This window comes from Streptomyces sp. Root1310 (assembly GCF_001426425.1).
Lineage (GTDB): Bacteria > Actinomycetota > Actinomycetes > Streptomycetales > Streptomycetaceae > Streptomyces.
Genome location: NZ_LMEQ01000012.1, coordinates 65,024 through 88,983 on the forward strand (window position 1 = coordinate 65,024; position 23,960 = coordinate 88,983).

Consider the following 23,960-nt stretch of genomic DNA (forward strand, 5'->3'; position numbering starts at 1 on the left):
AACAAGCCGCTCTGTTACGGAATCCGGAACTATCGGCGGAACCTCCTCGTTCGTCACGTCCTCTGAATGGGTGACCATCGGAAAATGTGACGAACGGGGTTGCCATGCGCGCCATCACCCGAAGGGGAGCACTCGGACTCGGCGCCGGGGCCGCCGCCGCTGCCGGACTCGTGGGGTGCGGCAGCCTCACGGACTCGGACGGGCCGAGCACCCCGGGTGGTTCCAGCGGCTCCGGCAAGCCCTCCGGCAGCCCCAGCCCGAAGGTCACCGCCCGCCCCATCGGCGACGGCTCCACCTCCTTCACCGGCAAGCAGCCCCACCAGCCGGCCAAGCCCGTGCCGCTCCAGCCCGGTGAGGAGCCGCCGCAGTTCGTCGTCTTCTCCTGGGACGGAGCCGGCGAGGTCGGCAACGGACTCTTCACGCGCTTCCTGGACCTCGCCAAGGAACACGGCGCGAGCATGACCTTCTTCCTCTCCGGGCTCTATCTGCTGCCCGAGTCGAAGAAGCGGCTCTACGACCCGCCGAACAACCCGCGAGGCGCCTCCGACATCGGCTATCTCACCGACGAGCACGTCAGGATGACGCTCGACGGCGTCCGCCGTGCCTGGCTCGAGGGGCACGAGATAGGCACCCACTTCAACGGGCACTTCTGCTCCGGGAACGGGACCGTCGGCAACTGGACGCCCAAGCAGTGGCGAAGCGAGATAGACCAGGCGAAGTCGTTCGTGAAGGAGTGGCGGACCAACACCGGCTGGAGCGACCAGCCCGCGCTGCCCTTCGACTACGACAAGGAACTCGTCGGCGGCCGGACGCCCTGTCTGCTCGGCCAGGACAACCTGCTGCCCACCGCCCGCGCCCTCGGCTGGCGCTACGACGCCTCCTCGCCGGGCGGTCGTCAGGTGTGGCCGAAGAAGAAGGACGGGCTCTGGGATCTGCCGTTGCAGCAGATACCGTTCCCCGGCCGCGGTTTCGAGGTCCTCTCGATGGACTACAACATGCTCGCCAACCAGTCGGTCAACTCGACCAAGGCGCCCAGCCACAACTACCCGGGCTGGCGGCAGCAGTCCTCGCAGGCGTACATCCAGGGATTCAAGCGGGCATTCGAGACGAACCGGGCACCGTTCTTCGTCGGCAACCACTTCGAGCAGTGGAACGGCGGTATCTACATGGACGCCGTCGAGGAGGCGTTCAAGCACATCGCGCGCGAGAAGGAAAAGGGCGCGGACGTACGGCTGGTCTCCTTCCGGCAGTTCGTGGACTGGATCGACGTCCAGAAGCCGGAGGTCCTCGAGAAGCTGCGCACCCTTGATGTCGGGCAGCAGCCGGCCGGGGGCTGGAAGACTTTCCTGGGCGCGAGCACCCCCTCCGCGTCCACCTCGGCGTCAAGCTCCGCGTCGGGCCCCGCGTCCACCGCCGCCTCGACCTCGGCGGGTACCGCCGCCAACGCTGCCTGAAATGGGGTTTTCTCCCCGCAAGGGGGGTGCGCAAGATCCCCAGAACGGGCATGCGAAACTTTTCACATGAGTGCCGCCAGCCGCACCCCCCTGTGCTCGACCAGCCGGAACCGTTCGCGCCGTGCCGCCCTGACCGCGGCCGCCGGCGGGGCCGTCGCCGCACTGCTGCTGTCCGCCTGCACCTCCGGAGGAACCGCCGGAGGAGGCGGTGACACCAACTTCGTGATGGGCAAGGACGGCATCTCCACCGCGAAGAAGGGGGATCGCGTCGCCGCCCCCGATCTGTCCGGCAAGACGATCGACGGCAAGCAGCTCGACGTCGCCGCCTACAAGGGCAAGGTCGTCGTGCTCAACGTGTGGGGCTCCTGGTGCTCCCCGTGCCGCGCCGAGGCCCCCGGCTTCCAGAAGGTCTACCAGGACCTCCAGGCCGACGGTGTGCAGTTCGTCGGCATCAACACCCGGGACACCAAGGCCGCCAACGCCGTGGCCTTCGACAAGCAGTACGGCATCGGCTACCCCAGCCTGTTTGACCCGACGGGCAAGCTGATGCTCCGCTTCAAGAAGGGCACCCTCAACCCGCAGGCCATCCCCTCCACGCTCGTCATCGACCGGGACGGCAGGATCGCCGCCCGGTCGCTGGCCGCGCTCAGCGAGGAGAAGCTGCGCAAGATGATCTCCCCGGTCCTCGCGGAGAAGTGACGTGAGCGCAGTCACCACGCTCGCCGCGACGGGCTACAACGACACGGTGCTCAACGGCGCCCTGCTCGTCGCCCTGCCCATCGCGCTGCTCGGCGGTCTCGTCTCCTTCTTCTCGCCCTGCGTCCTGCCGCTCGTCCCCGGTTACCTCTCGTACGTGACCGGGGTCGCCGGCACCGACCTGGCCGAGGCCCGCCGCGGGCGGATGGTCGCCGGTGCCTCGCTCTTCGTCCTCGGCTTCACCGCCGTGTTCGTCTCCAGCGGCGCCCTGTTCGGCTACTTCGGCGAGAACCTCCAGGCAAGCCAGGGCGTCCTGTCCAAGGTGCTGGGTGCGCTCATGATCCTCATGGGCGTCTTCTTCATGGGCCTGATGCCCTGGCTGACCCAGCGGGAGTTCCGCTTCCACAAGCGGCCTGTCGCCGGACTGGCCGGCGCCCCGCTGCTCGGCGCCCTGTTCGGCATCGGCTGGACCCCCTGCATCGGGCCCACCCTCGCCTCCGTGATCGCCCTCTCCTCCCAGCAGGGAAGCGCGGGCCGCGGTGCCATACTGACCGTCGCCTACTGCCTCGGCCTCGGCGTGCCCTTCGTTCTCGCGGCGGTCGCCTTCCGCAAGGCGCTCGGCGCCTTCGGCTGGGTCAAGCGTCACTACGTCTGGGTGATGCGGATCGGCGGCACGATGATGATCGTGACCGGTCTGCTGCTGCTGACCGGTGCGTGGGACCGCCTTGTGCAGGACATCCAGTCCTGGTCCGCCGGCTTCACCGTAGGGATCTGATTCATGAGCAAGAGCACCGTCGGCTCCGCCCCGGGCGAGACCCCGGCCGCCTCCGACGAGCAGGATCTCGGCGCCGCCGGCTCCCAGCTGTCCACCGCCCCCGTGGAGTCGCTCTCCTCCGCGCCCGGTCTGGGCGTGGTCGGCTGGGCCCGCTGGTACTGGCGTCAGCTCACCTCCATGCGGGTCGCGCTGCTCCTGCTCCTGCTGCTGGCACTCGGCGCGATCCCCGGCTCGCTGATCCCGCAGACCGGGAACGACGCGACGAAGGTCGCCGACTTCGAGCAGCGGCACACCGTTCTCGCGCCGGTCTACGAGAAGCTGGGCCTCTTCCACGTCTACAGCTCGGTGTGGTTCTCCGCGATCTACATCCTGCTGTTCGTCTCTCTCATCGGCTGTATCGTGCCGCGCACCTGGCAGTTCGTGGGCCAGCTGCGCAGCCGCCCGCCGGGCGCGCCGAAGCGTCTCACCAGGCTGCCCGCGTACACGACGTGGCGTACGGACGCCGAGCCGGAGCAGGTCCGCGAGGCCGCGCTCGCCCTTCTCAAGCGGCGCCGCTTCCGCGCCCATCCAGCCGGTGACGCCGTCGCCGCCGAGAAGGGCTACCTCCGCGAGGTCGGCAACCTCGCCTTCCACATCGCGCTGATCGTGATGCTGACCGCCTTCGCCTGGGGCCAGCTCTTCAAGACCGAGGGCAACAAACTGGTCGTCGAGGGCGACGGCTTCTCCAACACCCTCATCTCCTACGACGACTTCAAGTCCGGCACCCTCTTCGACACCGGGGACCTGACGCCGTTCAGTTTCGTGCTGGACAAGTTCACCGGCACCTACGAGGAGAGCGGCCCCAACAAGGGCACCCCGCGGACCTACCAGGGCGCCATCACCTACAGCGTGGGCGCCTACGGCAAGGACAGGAAGACCCTCGTCAAGGTCAACCACCCGCTGGAGATCGGTGACTCCAAGGTCTACCTCACCGCCCACGGCTACGCCCCCGTCGTGACCGTCCGCGACGGCAAGGGCAACGTCGTCTACCACGACGCCGTACCGCTGCTGCCGTTGGACTCCAACGTCACCTCCTCCGGCGTGATCAAGGTCTACGACGGTTACAAGAACGCCCAGGGCGTCAGCGAACAGCTCGGCATCAGGGCCACCCTCCTGCCGACGTACACGCCGGGCAGCGAGGCGGCCTCCACGTTCCCGGCGCTGCGCAACCCGATGCTGAACCTGACGCCGTACCACGGCGACCTCGGCGTCAACTCGGGCATCCCGCAGAGCGTGTACCAGCTCGACACGGCCCACATGAAGGACTTCAAGGACTCCAAGAAGCTCCAGCTGCGGGACAACCTCAAGCCCGGCGAGACCATGACCCTCCCGAACGGCGCCGGCTCGGTGACCTACGACGGCACCAAGGAGTGGGCCAACTTCCAGGTGACCCAGCAGCCCGCGAGCGGCTGGGCGCTGGGCGGGGCCATCGCCGCGATCTTCGGTCTCGCCGGTTCCCTGTTCCTCCAGCGCCGCCGGGTGTGGGTGCGCGCGGTGAAGGGGGACGACGGGGTGACGGTCGTCGAGATGGCCGGGCTCGGCCGCAGCGAGTCGGCCAAGGTGCCCGAGGAACTCGGCGACCTCGCCGGGCTCCTGTACGACCAGGCTCCCTCGACCCCGGACCCCGACACCCCCGGGCCGTCCGCATCCTCCGCATCCCCCGAACCCGAAGTCGTACCTGCCGAAGGGGCTGAGAAGTGACTCTCGCCGCCACCACGGAGCTTGCCGCCGCCACCAACGAGAACCTCGCGAGCATCAGCAACACGCTGATCTACTCCGCGATGGCCGTCTACACCCTGGCCTTCTTCGCGTACATCGCCGAGTGGCTCCTCGGCAGTCGCAGCAAGGTCGGCCGTACCGCCGCCGCGCTCACCGCCACGACCGCGGCCAAGGGCCCGGCCGTCACCGCCCGGAAGAAGGGCGGCACGGCCGTCCTGGAGCGGCCGCAGGTCGTCGTGCGCTCCGCGGCCGGCGCGCGCGACGTGCCCGACGGGCCCGGCGCGCACGGCGGTGACGAGCAGGGCGACATGTACGGCCGGATCGCCATCTCCCTCACGGTGCTCGCGTTCCTGGTCGAGCTGGGCGGCGTGATCGCCCGCGCGGCCTCGGTGGAGCGGGCGCCGTGGGGCAACATGTACGAGTTCAACCTCACCTTCTCCACGGTGGCCGTCGGCGTGTACCTCGGGCTGCTGGCGATGAAGAAGAACGTGCGCTGGCTCGGCCTGTTCCTGATCACCTCGGTCCTGCTGGACCTGGGTCTCGCGGTCACCGTCCTCTACACGGCGAGCGACCAGCTGGTCCCGGCGCTGCACTCGTACTGGCTGTACATCCACGTCTCCACCGCGATCTTCTGCGGCGCGGTGTTCTACGTCGGCGCGGTCGCCACGATCCTGTACCTGTTCAAGGACTCCTACGAGAACAAGCTGGCGACCGGTGGCAAGCCCGGCAGGTTCGCCAACTCGGTCCTGGACCGGCTGCCCGCCTCGGCCTCGCTCGACAAGTTCGCCTACCGCGTCAACGCGGCCGTCTTCCCGCTGTGGACGTTCACGATCATCGCGGGCGCGATCTGGGCGGGCGACGCCTGGGGCCGCTACTGGGGCTGGGACCCCAAGGAGACCTGGTCGTTCATCACCTGGGTCGCCTACGCCTGCTACCTGCACGCCCGGGCCACGGCCGGCTGGAAGGGCCGCAAGGCCGCCTACCTGGCCCTGATCGCGTTCAGCTGCTGGCTGTTCAACTACTACGGCGTCAACATCTTCGTCTCCGGCAAGCACTCGTACGCCGGAGTCTGAACCCACCCGCACCGAGCAAGGCCGGTTCCCGTGACCACGTCACGGGAACCGGCCTTCGTCGTACGGACCGGGAGTCGTACGGGGCTGCCCGTGGGCAACGCCCGTAAGTGTCCGTAAGTGCGGAACGCGTTCCCACGGGTCAGGCTGGTGTCATGACCGGTTCCGTCGAACAGGGCACCAGCCAGACCCACGGGAACACGCACATCCTGCACTTCCTGGTGCGGCTCCCGGAGGCCATGGAGACGGTCTGGCCCGCGTTGACCACCCCGGAGGGGCTCGCGCTCTGGTGGACGCCCGCGGATGTCCTCGAACACCGGCTCGGCGGCGCGGTCGCCCTGCGGGGGCTGGGAGAGGGCCAGGTCACCGCGTGGGACGTGGAGCGGGTCGCCGAGTACACCGTGGAGGGCGGCGGCCGGATCCGGTTCCATCTGGAGCGGGACGAGGGCGACGGCTCCCTCCTGCGCTTCACCCACGAGTTCCAGGGGCGACCGGGACACAGCGGCACCGAACCCGGCTGGCGCGCCAGATTCGAACGTCTGATCGAAATCCTGGCAGGCTCCTGAGCCGCTAGGACGGCGGCAGGCACTCCTTCCCCGGCGGCTTGCCCTCCGGCCAGGCGATCCGGACGAAGCGGGAGCCGCCGTCCGCGTGCAGTTCCACGATCGGAACGGCCTTGTCGTACGGGTTGCCGTGGACGTCCAGGCAGATCCAGCCGCTCGCCCCGCTCACCCGCAGCGAGCCCTTGACCTGCGGCCATTGGAGGCCGACGTCCGCGAGGGGCGGGACGGTCGCGCCGTCGGGCGTGGCCTCGCGGATGCCGTGCACGGCCAGCGTCATGGCGTCGAAACCGATGATCAGCTGGCCGTCCTCCAGGGCGATGTCGCCGATCGGGCCGACCGGCTCCCGGGCGCTGCGCGCGAGGAGGCCGGTGAGGACCTTCGCGTCCGCCGCCGAACCGCCCTGCAGGGTCACGGGGGCGTTCACCCAGGCGTCCGGGTGGGCGAGCGAGGTGTAGCGGACGGAGAGGTTGTGGGTGAGGGCCGTGCGGTCCAGCTTCTTGTCTCCGGACAGGTACGAGCCCTCGTCGCCCGTCAGCACCGTGAACCTCCGGTTCTGGCAGCCGCGCGTGCCGAGCGCGTTGACGAACTGCCGCAACTGCGTGTGCCGGCCCGCGAACAGGATCGTGTCGGTCTCCGCGGAGGTGTCGCACACCAGGTGGGTGATCTGCCGGAAGGTGTTCGCCGTCGTCCCTTCCTGGGTGCGGTCGGCGGGCGGCGTGAACGGTTGCGGCTCGTAGGGCGAACCCTTCAGCAGCGCGGCGAACGACGTCTGGAGCGTCCGCGTGTACGGGTCGCCCGGCTTGTCGTACACCAGCAGGGCCCGGCCCGCGTCGACCTTGGCGAACGAGGCCAGGGCGCGTGCCTCGTCCGTGTTGGTGGGGGAGACCCGGGCGAGGCCGGGGAAGGGGTCCTTGCCGTTCTGCCCGTTGGCGAGGTTGTCGGCGGTGATGGAGGCGCCGACCACCGGGATGCCCCGCCGGGTCAGTTCCGCCACGGCCTTCTTGTTGTTGTCGGTGCTCTGCCCGACCCCGACGACCGCGCGCAGCCGGTCGGCGCCCTTCGCCATCCGCTCCAGCCGGTCGACCATCGTCTCCCAGTGGTCGCTGGTGGCACCCGGGTTGGCGAGCACCAGGCGGATCGCCGGAGCCTGGCCGTTGGAGGTGTGGTTGGCCTGCCACTGCGCCAGGTAGGCGCCCTGCACCTCGTGCTGGATGTCGCTGAGCGTCGACGGGGTGGAGGCGGTGTACGGCAGCATCAGCGCGACCGTGACATGGCCGCCCGCCTCGAGCCGGTCGTTCTCCCGGTCGATCGCCCGCACCGCGTCCCGCAGCTGGGCGTGCCCGAAGTCGTACGCGCCCGTGGCCACCCCCACGCACTCGTCGCTGCCGGCCGGACGGGCCACCCCGGGCGCGCAGGACCGGTCCTCGTCGGTGACCGCCCGCACGGCGAAGACCAGCCCGGTCAGCACGGCGGCCGTGACCAGCAGTGCCAGATAGCGGTAGAGGCGGATCTCCCAGATCTCCCGCAGCCACCGCACCAGCGGGCTTCTGACTCCGTCGGCCATCACGCCACCCCGTCCCCGTCGGCCATCACGCCACCCCGTCCCCGTCGTCCGGTCCGTGCCCGTCGCCGTCCGTGTCGCCGTCGTCCTCCTCGGCCGGGATGCGCAGCGGGCGGCCCGCGAGGGCGTCCCGGGGCCAGGTCTGGGAGGTCGCGAACAGCAGCGCACCTCCGGCGGGCCGTTGGTCGGACAGCTGGAGCAGCTCGAACTCCAGCCGCCCGCACACCTTCGGGTCCGGCAGCACCAGCGGGTCGGTCACCTGCCAGACGGCGTGCAGCAGTCGCCGTATCCGCAGGTGGAGGGCGGCGTTCACGCCCTCGGGCGGCTCCTGGCCGGCGTCCGTGCGGCCCAGCGCGATCGCCGAACGGCGGTCGTCCTGGCCGTCGGAGTCGCGGCCTGCCGCGTCGTGCGCGTGGAAGTAGGGCGCGGACGCCAGGAACCGGAGGGTCTCCAGCCAGGTGCGGGCGCGCAGGCCGGCGAACGTGTCGCGCAGGTAGGCCACCGCGCCGGCCGTGTCGCCGAGCGCCAGCTCGTGGTAGAGCCGGTAGCGGGCGTGGGCGGGGTCCTGGTCGTCCGGGTCCTGGCCGTCGGCGTGGGTGTAGTGCCGGATCAGGGTCTCGTGCACCTCGCGCCACTTGGCGTGGTCGGCGGGCCGCTGGTGCAGCCGGAGCAGCAGCAGGGTGCGGGTGAAGGGGTCGCCGACGAAGTGGCCCGGCGCGGCGGGCAGCCCCTCCGCGGCGAGTCGCGCGCGCAGCGACCGGACGCCCGACGAGCCGAAGTCGTCGGGGAGTCCGTCCTCGGCGAGGGCCACGGCGGAGTCGTGGTCGTGGGCGGCCGCGAGGACCGTCAGCTCGTCGAGCCGGTCGGCGGGGACCAGGCGGCTCAGTAACTCGGCGTAGGCGGGACTGCCGTCGTCGGCCTGCCCCTCCTCCAGCCTGACCTTCGCGGTGAGCAGCCGCCCCAACGAGGCCGCCCGCCCGGGGTGTTGCCGGGCGGCGGTCGCGAGCAGCACGATCCCGAGCGGGTTCCCGCCCGTCAACCGGTGTGTGGCGTGCGGGAATCGAGGCGGCAGCTCGGTGTCGTCGCAGACCGCGCCGACCATGTGCAGGGTGTCGTCGGGGGACAGCGGCGGCAGCGGTACGAGCAGCGCCCGCGAGGAGGGCGAACTGCCCGGCTCCCAGTCCGTGGACCGGGCCACCTCGGGCAGTTCACGGCGTACGGCGTCGCCGAGCGCCGGATGGCTCGCGCCGCGTACCGTCGCCACCCACACCACATGGTCGGCGACCCCGTCCGCCCGGTCCCGCAGGACGGCGTCCAGCAGCCCGGGGCCCGGGCCACTACGCGCGTTGTCCAGCAGCACGAGCGGCCGGCCCAGCCGGGTCAGATGCGAGCCGAGCCCCGAGTAGGCCTCGGCCAGGTCGGCGAGCAGCGCCCGCACCAGCCAGCGCTCGGCGTGCTCGCGCGAGGTGCCGCCGGCCCGGAAGTTCCCGGCGAGCAGCAGCAGTCCCCGCTTGGCGTTGCCGCCCGCGTTCGGATAGGAGCGGTACCAGGTGGCCGGCTTCTGTTCCTTGCGGTGCGTGACGCCCTCGGAGAGCGCCTCCAGGGTGGCCTCGACGGTCGCCGCGACGAACGGGCCCCCGCCGCTCGCCGCCGCGATCACCTTCGACGCGACCTTGGCCGCCCACCGCCCGGCCAGACTGAACCGGGAAGCGCGCTCGTTCAGCAGCAGGATCCGCACCAGCTCGCGCCGGATGCGGTCGGAGTCGGTCCGGCCGCTCCAATCGCTTGCCCGGACCGCCACCAGCCCGGCCGTCAGCCGCGGGAAGGTGAGCTGCCCGGCCGCCCGCACCGGCTCCGTCAGCTGCTCGGCGACGACCAGCAGGGCCTGCCACACCGGCGACCAGGACTCCGGGCTCTCCTCGTGCGGCGGCCGCGCGAACTGCTCGTCCTCGCAGTCGATCAACGCGACCGGGGTACGTCTGCGGGCCTCACCCCTGCGGGTGTGCTCCGTGTAGGCGTCCCACAACTCGGCGAGCACCGCGCTCTTGCCCAGACCCCGGCCGCCCGCCAGCACCAGCAGGGGCGGTCCCGCGGGGTGTTCGGGCTTCTCCGCGTGGAGCTCGTACGGACGGATCCCCACGAGTCGCGGTACGAGACCGGCCGGCTCGACGTCGAACAGCGCGCCACGCCCGTACAACCGTCTGTGCACCGCGCACCTCCCCCAGGGCTCGGTTCCCGACGCAAGGGTAAGGAGAGGGAGTTGGTAAGTGCCAGATCGCCTGGTGTCCGTTGGGTCACGAAACTTCCGGACGTGAGCGGAATGAGGCCGTCATTCCACCGTGATCGAGTCGAGTTTCTCCCGCAGATACACATGCGAGTCGACCGCCTCGTACGTCACGCGGCCGACGGGCGCCGGGACGGACTCCACGAGCGTCCCCGGGGTGCACTCGCCGAAGTAGACGAGGGACATCAGCTCCTCGGCGGGCGCGTCGGCCGGGGGCGGCAGCACGCGGTGCCTGCCCGAGCGCCACCGGTCGCCGGTCCAGCGGGCCATCAGGTCACCGATGTTGATGGTGAACGCGTCCGGGTCGAAGGGCGCGTCCTCCCAGCCGCCCTCTTCCGTCCAGACCTGGAGCCCGCCCTTGCCGGCCTGCCGGTCGAGGATGGTGACGGTGCCGAAGTCGGTGTGCGGGCCGATCCGGAACTGGCCCGGCTGCGGCTCCCCGACGACCTCCGTGCCCGGATACCAGTTGATGTTGAACCCGTAGGTCGGGTGGTCCATGTGCCGGGAGAAGAAGTCCTGTCCGAGGCCGAGGGCCTCCCCGAGCAGGGAGAGCAGCCGCTTCTCCAGTTCAGCCATCCGGATCAGGTACTCCTCGCACAGTCCCCGGAGCTCCGGCACCTCCGCGGGCCACACGTTCGGCGCGTACCACTCCGCGTTGACCACCGGGTCGTCGAAGGGCTCGTGCGTGGCGAAGGTCAGGGACTCCTTCAGGTCCGGCGGGGTCTGCGTCCCCTCCGAGTACCCGTTGGCCTCCGCGCCCGGTCCCAGCCAGCCGCGGCCCCCGACCTTCGCGCCGTAGGCCTGTTTGACGTCGGAGGGCAGTACGAAGAACGCCCGGGCGGCCTCCCGGATGCGGTCGCGCAGGGCGGGGTCGACCCCGTGCCCGGTGACCAGCAGGAACCCGGCGGTCCGCAGGGCGTCGTCGACGGTACGGGCGATCGCGGCGCGGGTCTCGGCGTCGCCGGAGAGCCAGGGCCCCAGGTCGACGGTCGGGATACGGGAGATGCCGGAAGCGGCGGCCGTGCGGGCGGCAGGGGGGTTACTCACCGATGTCCTCGTTCCAGAGAGCCGGGTTCTGCGCGATGAAGTCGCGCATCAGGGCGATGCACTCGGAGTCGTCGAGGAGCACGATCTCGACGCCGTGCTCCGCCAGCCAGTCGTGGCCGCCGTGGAAGGTGCTCGCCTCGCCGACGATCACCCGGGAGATGCCGAACTGGCGGACCAGTCCGGAGCAGTACCAGCAGGGGGACAGGGTGGTCACCATCGTCGTGCCGCGGTACGAGCGCTGCCGTCCCGCGGCGCGGAACGCGGCCGTCTCCGCGTGCGTGGAGGGGTCGTCGTCCTGGACGCGCCGGTTGTGGCCGCGGCCCAGCAGGGTTCCGTCCGGACCGTAGAGCGCGGCGCCGATCGGGATACCGCCCTCGGCGAGACCGGCCCGCGCCTCCTCGACGGCGGTACCGAGCCACGACCGCGCCGTCGCCTGATCCACGGGGTCCTCCCGGTCCACCCGGTCCACGGGGTCCTCCTGGGCCATGCGGTCCTCCTCGACGAGCTGTGTGTCTTCACCCCGATCCGTTCCCGGAGGGATCCGCGCTGACGCGGGCGCTCACGCGATCGTGTGGCCGGGCGGGGCGGGCACCGCTCCCGACCGGCCCGGAATCCCCCGGGAAACGTCCGGGAGCGGGTCAAGTAACCTGTGCCGATCACCGCCGCAGGCGCGGCAGTTGAGCCCCGGGCGGAAGGAAAGTTCATGGTTGCTGCTCCTGTTCTGGAGGAGCTGCGGGAGGTCTGCCAGCCGCAGGCCAAGCTCGCCAGCCGCAACGGCGAGCACTGGGCGGGGCGCCTCTACATGCGGCGCGTCTCGCTGCGGTTCACCCGCCAGCTGGTGCGCACCCGGGTCACCCCGGACCAGCTGACCTGGACGATGGTGGTGTGCGGGGTGCTGTCCGGTGCCGCGCTGCTCGTCCCCGGTCTCGCGGGGGCCGTGCTCGCCGCGCTTCTGATGCAGTTGTTCCTGCTCTTCGACTGCGTGGACGGCGAGGTCGCCCGCTGGAAGGGACAGAACAGCGCGACCGGCATCTACGTCGACCGGCTCGGCGCCTATCTGGCCGACGCGGCCCTCATGATCGGCTTCGGCTTCCGGGCCGCCGAGTCCGGCCTCGGCGGCTGGGCGGGCTTCAACGGCTGGGTGTCGCTGGGTCTGGCGACCGCCCTCGGTGTGGTGCTGCTGAAGGCCTCGACCGACCTGGTGGACGTGGCCCGGGCCCGGCGCGGCCTCGCCGTCGCCGACGACGAGGCCACCGCGCCCCGTTCCCAGGGCGTCGCCTCACTGCGCCGTCTCGCCGCCGCCTTCAAGATCCACCGGGTCACCAACGGCATCGAGGCCTCCCTGGTCCTGCTGGCCGTGGCAGCCCTGGACGCGGCGACCGGCGGTGTCGGGCCCACGCGCTGGGCGCTGGCGGCCATCGCCGCGATCACCTGGGTGATGGTCCCGGCCCATCTGCTGTCGATCCTGTCGTCGTCCCGGCTGCGGTGACCCGGGCGGGGCAGCAGTGGAGGGCGCCCGCGCCCTCATCGCGTGGGTGCGGGCCGTCGTCCACGGTCGCGGGGCTGTCGCCGTCGGCGTAGAGCAGGTGCCCCGCGGGGGATCCCCGGAGCGGCTCACCCGCGCGTCGGGCTCGCGCGGCCGATCAGGTGATTCGATCATCGGTCCGGACGGTCCCGCGTGAGTCGCCTCCGGCGGGCACCGGCCCACTCCTATTGTCCTACCTTGTCGATCTTCGGCGGGCAGGGTGCAGGGTGTGGAGGATTTGGTGCGAGGACTCGGAAAGATTCCGCTCCGTAACGGTGTGGTCGCCTGTGCCGCGCTGTCGGCCCTCACGGCCGCCGCGGTCGTGCCGGGCTCCGCGCAGGCCGCCGAGCCCGCTCCGGCGCAGCGGTGGATCGTGCAGCTGAAGGACACGGTCGCCGATCCGGGCAAGGTCGCCGAGGAGCAGGCGCAGGACCAGGTGCAGGGGCAGGCGTCGGACGGCCGGAGCCGGCTGCGCCATGTCTTCGACGCCACCGTGGGCGGGGCGGTCCTCAAGGGCTACGCCCTGGAGGCGACCGCGGACCGGATCCAGGCCATTCGCGCCGACCCGCAGGTCGCCTCGGTCGAACCCGACCACCTGGTGTCCCTGCCCGAGCCGGTCGCCGGTTCTTTGCTCCAGGCACCGCGGCAGCGGACGGGCAAGCCGGACGGGGGCGGTGTCGCGTACCAGGGCGACCCGCTGCTCGCCGGGCAGTGGGGCCTGTTCCGGATCGGCGCCGTGGCGGGCTCCGAGCACGGATACCGGGTGCCGGCGGCCGCCCGGGTCGGGGTGGCGGTGCTGGACACCGGTGTGGACGCCGGTCACCCGGACCTGCGGGTGGCCGGGAACGCCAACTTCAGTGCGTCGCCCGGCGCGAACGACCTCCACGGCCACGGGACGCACGTCGCGGGCATCATCCAGGCGCTCAACAACGGCATCGGCGCGGAGGGCACCGCCCCCGGCACCCGGCTGTGGAACGTCAAGGTCCTGGGCGACAGCGGCTCAGGGCGCTTCTCCGACGTCATCGCGGGCCTGAACTGGGTCGCCAAGAACGCGAGGGCGAAGAACATCAGGGTCGCCAACCTGAGTCTGGGAACCTCGGTGGACAGCCCGCTGGTGCACCAGGCCGTCCGGCTGGCCGGCCAGGCGGGCGTCGCCGTGGTGGCCTCCGCGGGCAACGCCGGTACGACCGCGCTGAACTACCCGGCGGCCTACCCGGAAGTGATCAGCGTCGCCGCCACCACCGTGTTCGACCGGCGGGCGCCCTTCTCCAACCACGGAGCGTCGTGGGTGGACATCGCGGCCCCGGGCGCCGACATCCTCTCCACTCTCCCCACCCGCGCCACACCGCTGGGCGAGGACCACGGCTTCCTCTCCGGTACGAGCATGGCAGCGCCCTTCGTCACCGGCTCCGCCGCGCTGTGCCTGACCTCCGGCCACTGCCAGGGCAACGCCCGCGACATCCTGCGCACGCTCGGCCGGGACGCCCGGCCCGTCGTCGGCACCGGTTCGGACTACCGGTACGGACTCGTCCAGGTCGGCTGCTACTGGCGGAACGCCGCCACGTGCGCGCCCAGGTCCGTCGAACACGAGGCGGCCTAGGATCCGTCCCCGCCCCGGCGCAGCCCGTCGGGGCGGCCTTCCACGTCCACGCCCCGGCGCCCGCGTCTCACCGAGACCGCGGGGCGCCGTCGTCATGTCTCAGGTCTGCGGAGGCTGGGGGTCCTCACCGGACTCGCGGCGCTTCAGCTCGTCCTCGCGGCGCCGCAGGTCGGCCTCCCAGTCCTTGAGGAGGGCCTCGTCGTCCTTCTTGTCCTCGCCCTTGTTCTCCTTCAGGGACTTGAGGAACTCGGGGTTGTCGTCGGGCGCGACCCACTCGGCGCGCCGGCCGCGGGGCGACTCGGCCGCAGAGCCACCGCCCACGGGTGCGCGGCGCGCCTTGCCTGCCACCAGCCAGGCGACCGGACCGACGAGCACCTCGCCGAAGAGCAGGATGATGATGACCCAGACCACCTTCGGCAGCCCCCGCACCTCCTCCTCGGGGGTGTTGAGGCAGTCGATGAAGGCGTAGATCCACAGCGCCAGTACCAGCAGGAACGGCAGATACCTGAGCATGGTGGCGGGTTCCCCCAGGAGACGGTGACGGCGACGGGAGCGCGGGACGGCTCCGGTGACCGGGCCAGGGTAGCGGGTGGCGGAAAACGTGCCTTCGCGGGCGGGCCGAGTGGATGAACGGAGCGAGAGGGCCGATTGAAGGATCGATCGGAGGGCCGATCGGGAAGGGCGTCCGCAGGGTCGGCCGCGCGGCGGCGCGGGGGCGTAGTGCGGGGCGCGCGTCGGCGCCGGACGGGCCTCGGCGATACTGGGACACATGGCTTACGACGATCTTCGTTCCCTGCTCAGGGCACTGGAACGCGAAGGCGACCTCAAGCGCGTCAAGGCTGAGGTCGATCCGTATCTGGAGGTCGGGGAGATCGTCGACCGGGTCCAGAAGTCCGGTGGCCCCGCGCTGCTCTTCGAGAACGTGAAGGGGTCGAGCATGCCCCTCGCGATGAACGTGTTCGGCACCGACCGACGGCTCCTGAAGGCCCTCGGCCTCAAGTCGTACGCCGAGATCAGCGAGAAGATCGGCGGACTGCTGCGGCCCGAGCTGCCGCACGGGTTCGTCGGCGTCCGCGAGGCGTTCGGCAAGCTCGGCGCCATGACGCACGTCCCGCCGAAGAAGGTGAAGCCCCAGGACGCGCCCGTCCAGGAGGTGGTCCTGCACGGCGACGACGTCGACCTCGACGCCCTCCCCGCCCTCTTCACCTGGCCGCAGGACGGCGGCTCCTTCTTCAACCTGGGCCTGACGCACACCAAGGACCCGGAGAGCGGGATCCGCAACCTCGGTCTGTACCGCCTCCAGCGTCACGACAAGCGCACGATCGGCATGCACTGGCAGATCCACAAGGACAGCCGCAACCACTACCAGGTCGCGGCCCGCAAGGGCGAGAAGCTTCCCGTGGCGATCGCCTTCGGCTGCCCGCCCGCCGTGACGTACGCCTCCACCGCCCCGCTCCCCGGTGACATCGACGAGTACCTCTTCGCCGGCTTCATCGCGGGCAAGCGGATCGAGATGGTCGACTGCAAGACGGTCCCGCTCCAGGTGCCTGCGCAGGCGGAGGTCGTGATCGAGGGCTGGCTGGAGCCGGGCGAGATGCTGCCGGAGGGCCCGTTCGGCGACCACACCGGCTTCTACACCCCCCAGGAGCCGTTCCCCGCCCTGAAGATCGACTGCGTGACGATGCGCAAGCGCCCGCTGCTCCAGTCGATCGTGGTCGGCCGGCCGCCGACGGAGGACGGCCCCCTGGGCCGCGCCACGGAACGCTTCTTCCTCCCGCTGCTGAAGATCATCGTCCCGGACATCGTGGACTACCACCTGCCCGAGGCGGGCGGCTTCCACAACTGCGCGATCGTCTCGATCGACAAGAAGTACCCCAAGCACGCGCAGAAGGTCATGCACGCGGTCTGGGGCGCCCACATGATGTCCCTGACCAAGCTGATCGTGGTCGTCGACGCGGACTGCGACGTCCACGACCTGCACGAGGTCGCGTGGCGGGCCCTCGGCAACACCGACTACGCCCGTGACCTGTCCGTCGTCGAAGGCCCGGTCGACCATCTCGACCACGCCTCCTACCAGCAGTTCTGGGGCGGCAAGGCGGGCATCGACGCGACGCGCAAGTGGCCCGAGGAGGGGTACACGCGGGACGGCGGCTGGCCGGAGATGGTGCTGTCCGACCCGGATACGGCGGCGAAGGTCGACCGCCGCTGGAAGGAGTACGGCCTGTGAGTTCCGCTTCCGCAGCGCTTCCGCAGCCAGGACGCACCAAGGCCTTCCTGCGGCTGGTGATGATCGAGCACTCGGTCTTCGCGCTGCCCTTCGCCTACATCGCCGCGCTGACGGCGATGTTCCAGACCGACGAGAACATCCACTGGGGCAGGCTGCTGCTGGTCACCGTCTGCATGGTGGGCCTGCGCACCTTCGCCATGGCGGTCAACCGGATCATCGACCGCGAGATCGACGCCCGTAACCCCCGCACGGCGCACCGCGAGCTGGTGACGGGCGCGATGTCGGTCCGGCACGCCTGGACCGGCGCCCTGATCGCCCTGGTGATCTTCCTGGGCGCGGCGGCGCTGCTGAACCCGCTCTGCCTGGCCCTGGCCCCCATCGCGGTGATCCCGATGGTGGTGTACCCGTACGGCAAACGCTTCACGAACTTCCCGCAGGCCATCCTCGGTCTGGCGCAGGCGATGGGCCCGGTCGGCGGCTGGCTGGCGATCACCGGCGAGTGGTCGTGGGACGCGGTGATCCTGGGCCTGGCGGTGGGCATCTGGATCGGCGGCTTCGACCTGATCTACGCCTGCCAGGACGTCGAGACGGACCGCGAGGTCGGCGTCATGTCGGTCCCGGCCCGTTTCGGCATCCCGGCGGCGGTCTGGGGCGCGCGGGTCTGCCACGCGATCACGACCGCCCTGTTCGTCTGGTACGCCCTCGCCACGGACGCCGGCGCCTTCTTCTGGCTCGGCCTGGTGATCGTCGCGGGCGCCTTCGTCTACGAGCACACCATCGTGCGGCCGCACGACCTGACCCGTCTGAACAGGGCGTTCTTCTCGACGAACGGGTTCATCGGCATCAGCCTCTTCGGGTGCGCGCTGATCGACCTGCTGGTGCGGGGGCTCACGGTCTAGGGCCGGTCGGTCCGCGTGATCCGTCCATGTACTCCGTCCGGGTGAACGCGCGGGCGGAGGGAGCGAAGAGGGCACGCGGGCTTCAGGGCCGACCGGTCCTGAAGACCTCTCCGCCCACCGGTACGCTCAAGGTGTGAACGCAGGAGAAACGCAGCGCGTGCCTTGGATCGTGGGGGTGTCCGGGGCGTCCGGTACGCCCTATGCCGCCGCTGTGCTGCGCGCGCTGCTCGCCGCGGGAGAGAGCGTCGACCTGGTGGTCAGCCGGGCCTCGCGGCTCACCCTGCTCGACGAGACGGGGATCTCCTTCCGGGACGCGCACTGGCGCGACGACCTGCGGGAATGGCTGGCTCGGGGGGCCGACGGGAAGCCGGGCACCTTCGACGTGGACCTGGAGGGCGAGAGCGGGGGCGACCGGGTCCGGTACTGGGCGGCCGGGGACCTGGCGGCCGGGCCCTCCTCCGGGTCGTACGCCACGAGGGGCATGCTGATCGTGCCCGCCTCCACCGCCTGTGTGGCCGGGGTCGCCCTCGGGCTCTCCAAGGACCTCCTCCAGCGGGTGGCGAGCGTGACGCTCAAGGAGCGGCGCCCGCTGGTCGTGGCCGTACGGGAGACCCCGCTGAACGGGCAGACGCTGCGTCATCTGGTCGCCCTGGACGAGGCGGGCGCGAGCGTCGTGCCGGCCTCCCCGGCCTTCTACGCGGGCGCCACCCACATCCAGGACCTGGTGGACTTCGTCGCCGGGCGGGTCCTCGACGCGGCGGGCGTCGGGCACGGGCTGTACCGCCGCTGGAAGGGCGAGATCGGCGGCGGCTCCCGTCCTCCCGCCTGAGCGTCGGGCGGCACGGACGGCGCGGGCGGCACGCGTCACCGCTCCAGGAGCACCCCTTCAGGAACACCCGCTCCAGGAAAACCGCTTCAGAGAACACCCGCTTCAGAAACACCCGCTTCAGGAACTCCCCCCACACTCCTCATCTCTCCTCATCGGAAGGCTTCGATCGCATGGACGCGGTGGACAGGCAGCTCATCCAGGCCCTGAGGGAGAACGGCCGGGCCTCCTACGCGGAGCTGGGACGCCTCGTCGGTCTGTCGGGACCCAGTGTCACCGACCGCATCAACCGGCTGGAGGCGGCCGGTGTCATCACCGGTTACCGCGCCACGGTGAACGCCGCCCAGCTCGGCCTCGGCGTCACCGCCCTCATCGGCATCTCCCTCTCCGACGCCGCCGACCACGAGGACGTGGCGAACCGGATGAAGGACCTCAGCGAGATCGAGGACTGCTGGTTCATCGCCGGCGACGACTCGTTCATGCTCAAGGTGCGGGCGAACGACGTGGACGGGCTGGAGCGGATCATCCGGCGGCTCAGCGGGACCAAGGGCGTCTCCCGGACCCGTACCACCATCGTGCTCTCCACCAAGTGGGAGAACCGGGTCGGGGAGCTTCCCGAAGAGGTCTAGCCGTACGGTTGGTGGTCGGTGGCGCATCGCAGGAAGCCGCAGGAAGTCGTAGAGAGGTGTGGGCATGGACGTCGGACTCAAGCGCGAGCTGGAGCAGAAGGTCAGGGCCGGTGAGCGGCTGACCCGTGAGGACGGCATCGCGCTGTACGAGTCGGACGACCTGGCGTGGCTGGGCGGGCTGGCGCACGAGGTGCGCACCCGCAAGAACGGCGACGTCGTGCACTTCAACGTCAACCGGCACCTCAACATGACGAACGTGTGCACGGCCTCCTGCGCCTACTGCTCCTTCCAGCGCAAGCCGGGCGAGAAGGACGCGTACACGATGCGCATCGAGGAGGCGGTGAAGCTCGCCAAGGCGATGGAGGGCGAGAACCTCACCGAGCTGCACATCGTCAACGGCCTGCACCCGAACCTGCCGTGGCGCTACTACCCGCGCTCGCTGCGGGAGCTGAAGGCCGCGCTCCCGGACGTCTCCCTGAAGGCGTTCACGGCGACGGAGATCCACCACTTCGAGACGATCAGCGGGCTGTCGGCCTCCGAGATCCTCGACGAGCTGATCGACGCCGGTCTGGAGTCGCTGACCGGCGGCGGCGCCGAGATCTTCGACTGGGAGGTCCGCCAGCACATCGTCGACCACCGCACCCACTGGGAGGACTGGTCGCGCATCCACCGGCTGGCGCACGAGAAGGGGCTCAAGACCCCGTGCACCATGCTGTACGGCCACATCGAGGAGCCCCGCCACCGCGTCGACCACGTCCTGCGCCTGCGTGAACTGCAGGACGAGACGAACGGCTTCCAGGTCTTCATCCCGCTGCGCTACCAGCACGACTTCGTGGACATGCAGGACGGCAAGGTCCGCAACCGGCTCCAGGCCCGCACCCAGATGGCGACCGGCGCGGAGGCCCTCAAGACCTTCGCGGTCTCCCGGCTGCTCTTCGACAACGTCCCGCACGTCAAGGTCTTCTGGGTCATGCACGGCGTCCAGACCGCGCAGCTCGCGCTCCAGCACGGCGCCGACGACATGGACGGCTCGGTCGTCGAGTACAAGATCACGCACGACGCAGACAACTACGGCACCCCGAACAAGCTGACCCGCGACGACCTGCTGGACCTCATCAGGGACGCCGGTTTCCGCCCGGTGGAGCGCAACACCCGGTACGAGATCATCCGCGAGTACGACGGCCCCGACCCGGCCCTCCGCGAGTCGCCGCAGCCGATGCGGGTCTGAGGCGGTAGGAGCAGGGACTTGGAAGTCGGGGCCGCGTAAGGACTACCATCCTTTCGTGGCCCTTACTTTCACTCTCGACCCCGCCGTCACCCCCGCCCTGCGTGACGGCATCCTCGACCTGTGGACGGACGTCTCCAACACGGGTGGAGCCGTCGGCTTCGTGGCGCCGGTGGAGCGCGAGACGGTCCGGCCGGAACTGGTCCGCCACCTCGTCCAGATGGCCGAGGGCCGCACCCGGCTGCTCGTCGGACACGACGCGGCCGGCGAGGTGGCGGCGACGGCGTTCTTCAGCTTCAACACCCACCGGCTCCAGACCCACTGGGTGATGCTCTACACGGTGATGGTGCACCCCCGGCACCAGGGCAAGGGCTACGGCCGTGACCTGCTGGCGGCCGCCGCCGACGAGGCCCGCGCCTTCGACGGCATCGACGCGATCCGGCTCACCTGCCGCGGCGGACTCGGCCTGGAGCACTTCTACGGCTCCTGCGGCTACAAGGAGGTCGGCCGGGTGCCCGGCGCCATCAGGGTCGCGCCGGGCGACGACCGCGACGACATCATCATGCTGCTGCCCCTGACGTGACCCGCCGCGAACCGCTCCGACGGCTCGCACCCCGATGCAAGATCGGCACCCCGGCGTGCTTCACTGGATGACGGCCCCTTTTGGAATCGGAAGAGTGGATTGACATGCTCCGCTACACACTGATGCGCCTCGGTGTCTTCGCCGGCTGCCTCGTGGTCGTCTGGGGTCTCGTCTACTCGGGTGTCGTCCCCCGCGGCCTCGGCGACTCCAACATCATGTGGATCCTGCTGCTCTCGCTGGTGATCTCCGCGCCGATCAGCTTCGTGGTGCTGCGCAAGGAGCGCGACCGTGCCTCGGTGCACGTCGTGCAGCGGGTGGACCGCATGAAGGCCAACCTGGAGGCCAACAAGTCCCAGGAGGACGCCTCGATCGACGAGGCGACGCGCCCGCAGGGCCAGGCGCAGACCTCGTAGTCCGCCGCGCGGCGGGGGCGGCCTGGCAGGGACCCGGGCGGGCCCAACTACGCTGTGTCCATGGGGACCGTGAAGACCAAGCGGATGCCGCGTGCGGTCCGTGAGCAGCAGATGCTGGACGCGGCCGTGGAGACCTTCGGCCGCCGGGGGTACATGGCCGCTTCCATGGACGAGATCGCCGAACTCGCGGGCGTGTCCAAGCCCTTGGTGTATCTGTACCTGAACTCCAAGGAAGACCTCTTCACCGCCTGCATCCGGCGCGAGGCCAAGGCGCTCGTCGCGGCGGTGCGCACCGGCGTCCGCACCGACCTGCCCGCCGACCGCCAACTCTGGGACGGTCTGCGGGCGTTCTTCGCGCACACCGCCGAGCATCCGCACGCCTGGTCCGTCCTGCATCTTCAGGCCCGCACGCACGGCGAGCCCTTCGCCGCCGAGGTCACGGCGATGCGCGAGGAGATCGTCGCGTTCGTCACGCACCTGATCGTGGTCGCGGCCAGGGAGGCACACCGGGACCCGGACCTGCCCGAACGAGAGGTCGCCGGACTCGCCGAGGCGCTGGTCGGCGCCGCCGAGTCCCTCGCCGCCTGGGCCAACACCGCGGACGGCACCACGGCCCGGCAGGCGGCGGCGACCCTGATGAACTTCGCCTGGGCGGGCCTGGGCAACCTCATGGAGGGACGGCCCTGGGCCCCACCGGAGGCCTGAGGGCCTCACCGGAGGCCGTCTGAGGCCCCACGCCGGAGGCCTGAGGTCCGAGGCCCCACGCCGGAGGTCTGAGCCTGAGGTCCGAGGCCCCACGCCGGAGGCCTGAGGCCCCACGCCGGAGGTCTGAGGGCCTCACCGGAGGGCCTGAGGGTCCCGGGTGAGGCCCTCAGGCTCGCCTCAGCTCAGATCCATCGCTTCCGCCGGAATCAGCGCCGGGGCCTCGCTGTCCGAGGCCGAGGAGTCGGATTCGGAGCCGTACCCGGTGTCCACCCGCTCCTGGCCCTCGCAGTCGACCCGGAGGCTGACATGCGTGCCGCCGCCCCTCAGCGCCGCCGTATGGATGCGCAGCGCGAGCATGTCGGCGTTCGCGACGGTGTAGTCGGACTCCCCGATGTTGGACGCCTTGCTCGGCCAGTAGGGGCCGGGACGCTTGGAGTCGTCGCCGACGAAGAGCTCCATGTAGCAGACCATGCAGGGCCGCTTGACGCCGGCGATCGCGGAGACGCTGCCCGCCGGCGCGCTGTCCACGATGCGGCGCTCGGCGTGCAGGCCGTCCGTGGCGGCGTCCTCCTGCTTCGCGGGCACGCTCACCGAGCCACCGAGAGCCTGGAGAACCGCTCCGTACGCCTCCATGCCCTCCCTGTCCCCCAGCAGACGTGAGGCCAGCTTCTGGGCGTGCCGCTGCTCACGCGCCGTGCGGCTGGAGAGATTCGGCTCGCCGGCCTCCAGGATCGCGCTGAGGAACGCCTTGGCGTTGGCCTTGCCCTCGTACAGGTCGGAGAGTGCCTTGTTGGCGCCGTCCTTGTTCGACGAGATGTACAGCTGGTACCTCATGGCGGCGGCGCCGTCCGGACCCTCCTGCTGGACGCCGCTCACGCCCGCCTGTACTTCCTCGGGCTGCTTGCGCAGGTCGTTGAGGTAGTTGAAGGTGACGGTGGAGATCCAGCGCAGGGCCTGCTCCGGGCGTTCCGCCGAGAAGGAGCGCTCCTTGCGGATGTTGTCGGTGCCGTGGTACATCGCGCTCAGCGCGGCGCCCTTGAGCCCCTCGCTCTTCGCGTGCGCGGGGGCGTTGTCGGAGGCGACCGGGAAGTGCACGGTCTTGTTCTGCTGCCCGCCGTACTCCGTCCAGCCGTGGTTCTGCACGAGTGCCCTGGTGATCGCCTGCGCCACGGTCGCCTTCTTGCCACCCCTGGCGGCGGCCTTGGACTTGGTCGCCTCCTTGGGCATCCGCTGCACGTTCTGCCGCTCGCCGGTCCCGGCCGCCACCCGCTGCACCGGGGCCCCGTGGCCCGCCGAGCCGGGCAGCGAGAGGTCGGGGGCCGAACCCTGCGCGACCAGGCGGCCGTTGGTGGCCGACTGACGCTCGAAGGCGTCACCCGGGTCGGACACCTTCACACCCGAGCCGTTGTCGGTGCCCGCCACCGGGCCCTGCGACTGCTGCCGGACGTGGTCGAGTTCGTGGAACATCGTCTCGTCGTCCACGTGGGACGAGCCGAGCACGATGTGGTGGCCGACGGTCATGGCGTGGGCCTGGAAGTCGGCGCTCGCGCGCTGCGCGGTCGCGTCGTTGTGCACGCGCACGTGACCGAGCGACATTCCGTACGCCTGCTCGGCCTTGGCCTGGATACGCGGGTCCAGGCCGGTGCCGCCGGATCCGGTCACCTCGGCCAGCGACACCCGGCGCTGCACCGCGGACTGCTGCGCCTCGTCGGTCTCCGCGGCCCGCTGGACCGAACGGTCCGCGTGGCCGCAGCCGGGGCCGTGCTCGTGCCGCTGTTCCTCGATGGCACGCGTCACCGCCGCGTTGCCCGCCGAGCGCTGGAGGGCGAGCAGTCCCGCCGCCGGTCCCGTGAGCGACGACCGTGCGGAGCCTCTCCCGGCCTTGGACCGGCGGTTTCCCCCCAGGTCGTTCTCCTGGTCCTGCGCGCGCATGGACGCTCCCTTCAGCGACAGAGCCATCTGAACCCACCACTGTGCTCGACCGGACGCGGCCGGGGTAAGGACCTGGAGGGCAGCATCGGGGGCCGAACGCGCAGGATCACCGGGCGTTCCGGCGGAAGCGTGCCGCGCCGGACAGGGCAAGGGGCGCCCTGTCGGCGCGCGGCGGCGCGTCGGTGACC

The 23,960-nt window shown here is 70.8% G+C and carries 22 protein-coding genes; 16 read left to right on the top strand and 6 right to left on the bottom strand.

Features of this window, described 5'->3' with window-relative positions:
- The first annotated feature begins 104 nt into the window (after positions 1–104).
- The 6 genes from ASD48_RS18430 to ASD48_RS18455 all read left to right on the top strand — a co-directional run bounded on the left by ASD48_RS18430 (position 105) and on the right by ASD48_RS18455 (position 6,319).
- Positions 105–1,454 carry a hypothetical protein gene (locus tag ASD48_RS18430; protein WP_057602754.1) on the top strand — a complete coding sequence of 450 codons (1,350 nt, stop codon included), beginning with the start codon at positions 105–107 and terminating at the stop codon, positions 1,452–1,454.
- 66 nt (positions 1,455–1,520) lie between these two features.
- Positions 1,521–2,153, top strand: a complete 633-nt coding sequence (locus ASD48_RS18435) for a TlpA disulfide reductase family protein (RefSeq protein ID WP_057602755.1) — start codon at positions 1,521–1,523, stop codon at positions 2,151–2,153.
- A gap of 1 nt (position 2,154) precedes the next feature.
- Entirely contained in the window at positions 2,155–2,925 is a 771-nt protein-coding gene (locus ASD48_RS18440; RefSeq protein WP_057602756.1) for a cytochrome c biogenesis protein CcdA, read from the top strand.
- A 3-nt stretch (positions 2,926–2,928) separates the two neighbouring features.
- On the top strand, positions 2,929–4,665 hold the full coding sequence (locus ASD48_RS18445) for a cytochrome c biogenesis protein ResB (RefSeq protein WP_057602757.1): 1,737 nt from the start codon (positions 2,929–2,931) through the stop codon (positions 4,663–4,665).
- Positions 4,662–5,756 carry a c-type cytochrome biogenesis protein CcsB gene (ccsB, locus tag ASD48_RS18450; protein ID WP_057602758.1) on the top strand — a complete coding sequence of 365 codons (1,095 nt, stop codon included), beginning with the start codon at positions 4,662–4,664 and terminating at the stop codon, positions 5,754–5,756. Before ASD48_RS18445 ends, ccsB begins: the two co-directional genes overlap by 4 nt.
- Before the next feature lie 152 nt (positions 5,757–5,908).
- Positions 5,909–6,319, top strand: a complete 411-nt coding sequence (locus ASD48_RS18455) for an SRPBCC domain-containing protein (RefSeq protein WP_057602759.1) — start codon at positions 5,909–5,911, stop codon at positions 6,317–6,319.
- A gap of 4 nt (positions 6,320–6,323) precedes the next feature.
- Here the strand turns inward: ASD48_RS18455 and ASD48_RS18460 are convergent, their stop codons facing one another.
- The 4 genes from ASD48_RS18460 to ASD48_RS18475 form a co-directional block, all read right to left on the bottom strand.
- On the bottom strand, positions 6,324–7,880 hold the full coding sequence (locus ASD48_RS18460) for a hypothetical protein (protein WP_057602760.1): 1,557 nt from the start codon (positions 7,878–7,880) through the stop codon (positions 6,324–6,326).
- A 25-nt stretch (positions 7,881–7,905) separates the two neighbouring features.
- Positions 7,906–10,086: a hypothetical protein gene (locus ASD48_RS18465; protein WP_057602761.1), complete on the bottom strand. Its 2,181-nt coding sequence runs from the start codon at positions 10,084–10,086 to the stop codon at positions 7,906–7,908.
- A gap of 120 nt (positions 10,087–10,206) precedes the next feature.
- Positions 10,207–11,208 carry a 2-oxoglutarate and iron-dependent oxygenase domain-containing protein gene (locus tag ASD48_RS18470; RefSeq protein WP_057602762.1) on the bottom strand — a complete coding sequence of 334 codons (1,002 nt, stop codon included), beginning with the start codon at positions 11,206–11,208 and terminating at the stop codon, positions 10,207–10,209.
- Positions 11,201–11,695 carry a nucleoside deaminase gene (locus ASD48_RS18475; protein WP_057602763.1) on the bottom strand — a complete coding sequence of 165 codons (495 nt, stop codon included), beginning with the start codon at positions 11,693–11,695 and terminating at the stop codon, positions 11,201–11,203. Before ASD48_RS18475 ends, ASD48_RS18470 begins: the two co-directional genes overlap by 8 nt.
- A 216-nt stretch (positions 11,696–11,911) precedes the next feature.
- On the opposite strand from ASD48_RS18475, the gene ASD48_RS18480 reads away from it, so the two are divergent.
- Positions 11,912–12,697 (top strand): CDP-alcohol phosphatidyltransferase family protein, encoded by a 786-nt coding sequence (locus tag ASD48_RS18480; protein ID WP_020130090.1) that lies wholly within the window; start codon positions 11,912–11,914, stop codon positions 12,695–12,697.
- A gap of 277 nt (positions 12,698–12,974) precedes the next feature.
- Entirely contained in the window at positions 12,975–14,333 is a 1,359-nt protein-coding gene (locus tag ASD48_RS18485) for a S8 family peptidase (RefSeq protein ID WP_157880653.1), read from the top strand.
- A gap of 99 nt (positions 14,334–14,432) precedes the next feature.
- Here the strand turns inward: ASD48_RS18485 and ASD48_RS18490 are convergent, their stop codons facing one another.
- Positions 14,433–14,846 (bottom strand): PLD nuclease N-terminal domain-containing protein, encoded by a 414-nt coding sequence (locus ASD48_RS18490; protein ID WP_057602765.1) that lies wholly within the window; start codon positions 14,844–14,846, stop codon positions 14,433–14,435.
- 256 nt (positions 14,847–15,102) lie between these two features.
- On the opposite strand from ASD48_RS18490, the gene ASD48_RS18495 reads away from it, so the two are divergent.
- From ASD48_RS18495 to ASD48_RS18530, 8 genes are all read left to right on the top strand, one after another.
- Positions 15,103–16,560: a menaquinone biosynthesis decarboxylase gene (locus tag ASD48_RS18495; protein ID WP_054238666.1), complete on the top strand. Its 1,458-nt coding sequence runs from the start codon at positions 15,103–15,105 to the stop codon at positions 16,558–16,560.
- On the top strand, positions 16,557–17,459 hold the full coding sequence (gene mqnP, locus ASD48_RS18500; protein ID WP_057602766.1) for a menaquinone biosynthesis prenyltransferase MqnP: 903 nt from the start codon (positions 16,557–16,559) through the stop codon (positions 17,457–17,459). Before ASD48_RS18495 ends, mqnP begins: the two co-directional genes overlap by 4 nt.
- Before the next feature lie 157 nt (positions 17,460–17,616).
- Positions 17,617–18,288, top strand: coding sequence for a UbiX family flavin prenyltransferase (locus tag ASD48_RS18505; protein WP_057602767.1), 672 nt, complete (start codon positions 17,617–17,619; stop codon positions 18,286–18,288).
- A 170-nt stretch (positions 18,289–18,458) separates the two neighbouring features.
- Positions 18,459–18,914 carry an Lrp/AsnC family transcriptional regulator gene (locus ASD48_RS18510; protein WP_054238669.1) on the top strand — a complete coding sequence of 152 codons (456 nt, stop codon included), beginning with the start codon at positions 18,459–18,461 and terminating at the stop codon, positions 18,912–18,914.
- Positions 18,915–18,978: 64 nt separating this feature from the next.
- Positions 18,979–20,142: an aminofutalosine synthase MqnE gene (gene mqnE / locus ASD48_RS18515; RefSeq protein ID WP_057602768.1), complete on the top strand. Its 1,164-nt coding sequence runs from the start codon at positions 18,979–18,981 to the stop codon at positions 20,140–20,142.
- 55 nt (positions 20,143–20,197) lie between these two features.
- Positions 20,198–20,722 (top strand): GNAT family N-acetyltransferase, encoded by a 525-nt coding sequence (locus tag ASD48_RS18520; protein WP_057602769.1) that lies wholly within the window; start codon positions 20,198–20,200, stop codon positions 20,720–20,722.
- A gap of 104 nt (positions 20,723–20,826) precedes the next feature.
- Positions 20,827–21,135 carry a DUF4229 domain-containing protein gene (locus ASD48_RS18525; RefSeq protein ID WP_054238671.1) on the top strand — a complete coding sequence of 103 codons (309 nt, stop codon included), beginning with the start codon at positions 20,827–20,829 and terminating at the stop codon, positions 21,133–21,135.
- A gap of 60 nt (positions 21,136–21,195) precedes the next feature.
- Positions 21,196–21,840 (top strand): TetR/AcrR family transcriptional regulator, encoded by a 645-nt coding sequence (locus ASD48_RS18530; protein WP_057602770.1) that lies wholly within the window; start codon positions 21,196–21,198, stop codon positions 21,838–21,840.
- 177 nt (positions 21,841–22,017) lie between these two features.
- On the opposite strand, the gene ASD48_RS44775 is transcribed toward ASD48_RS18530, so the two are convergent.
- Positions 22,018–23,772 carry a DUF4157 domain-containing protein gene (locus ASD48_RS44775; RefSeq protein ID WP_057602771.1) on the bottom strand — a complete coding sequence of 585 codons (1,755 nt, stop codon included), beginning with the start codon at positions 23,770–23,772 and terminating at the stop codon, positions 22,018–22,020.
- Positions 23,773–23,960 lie beyond the last annotated feature (188 nt).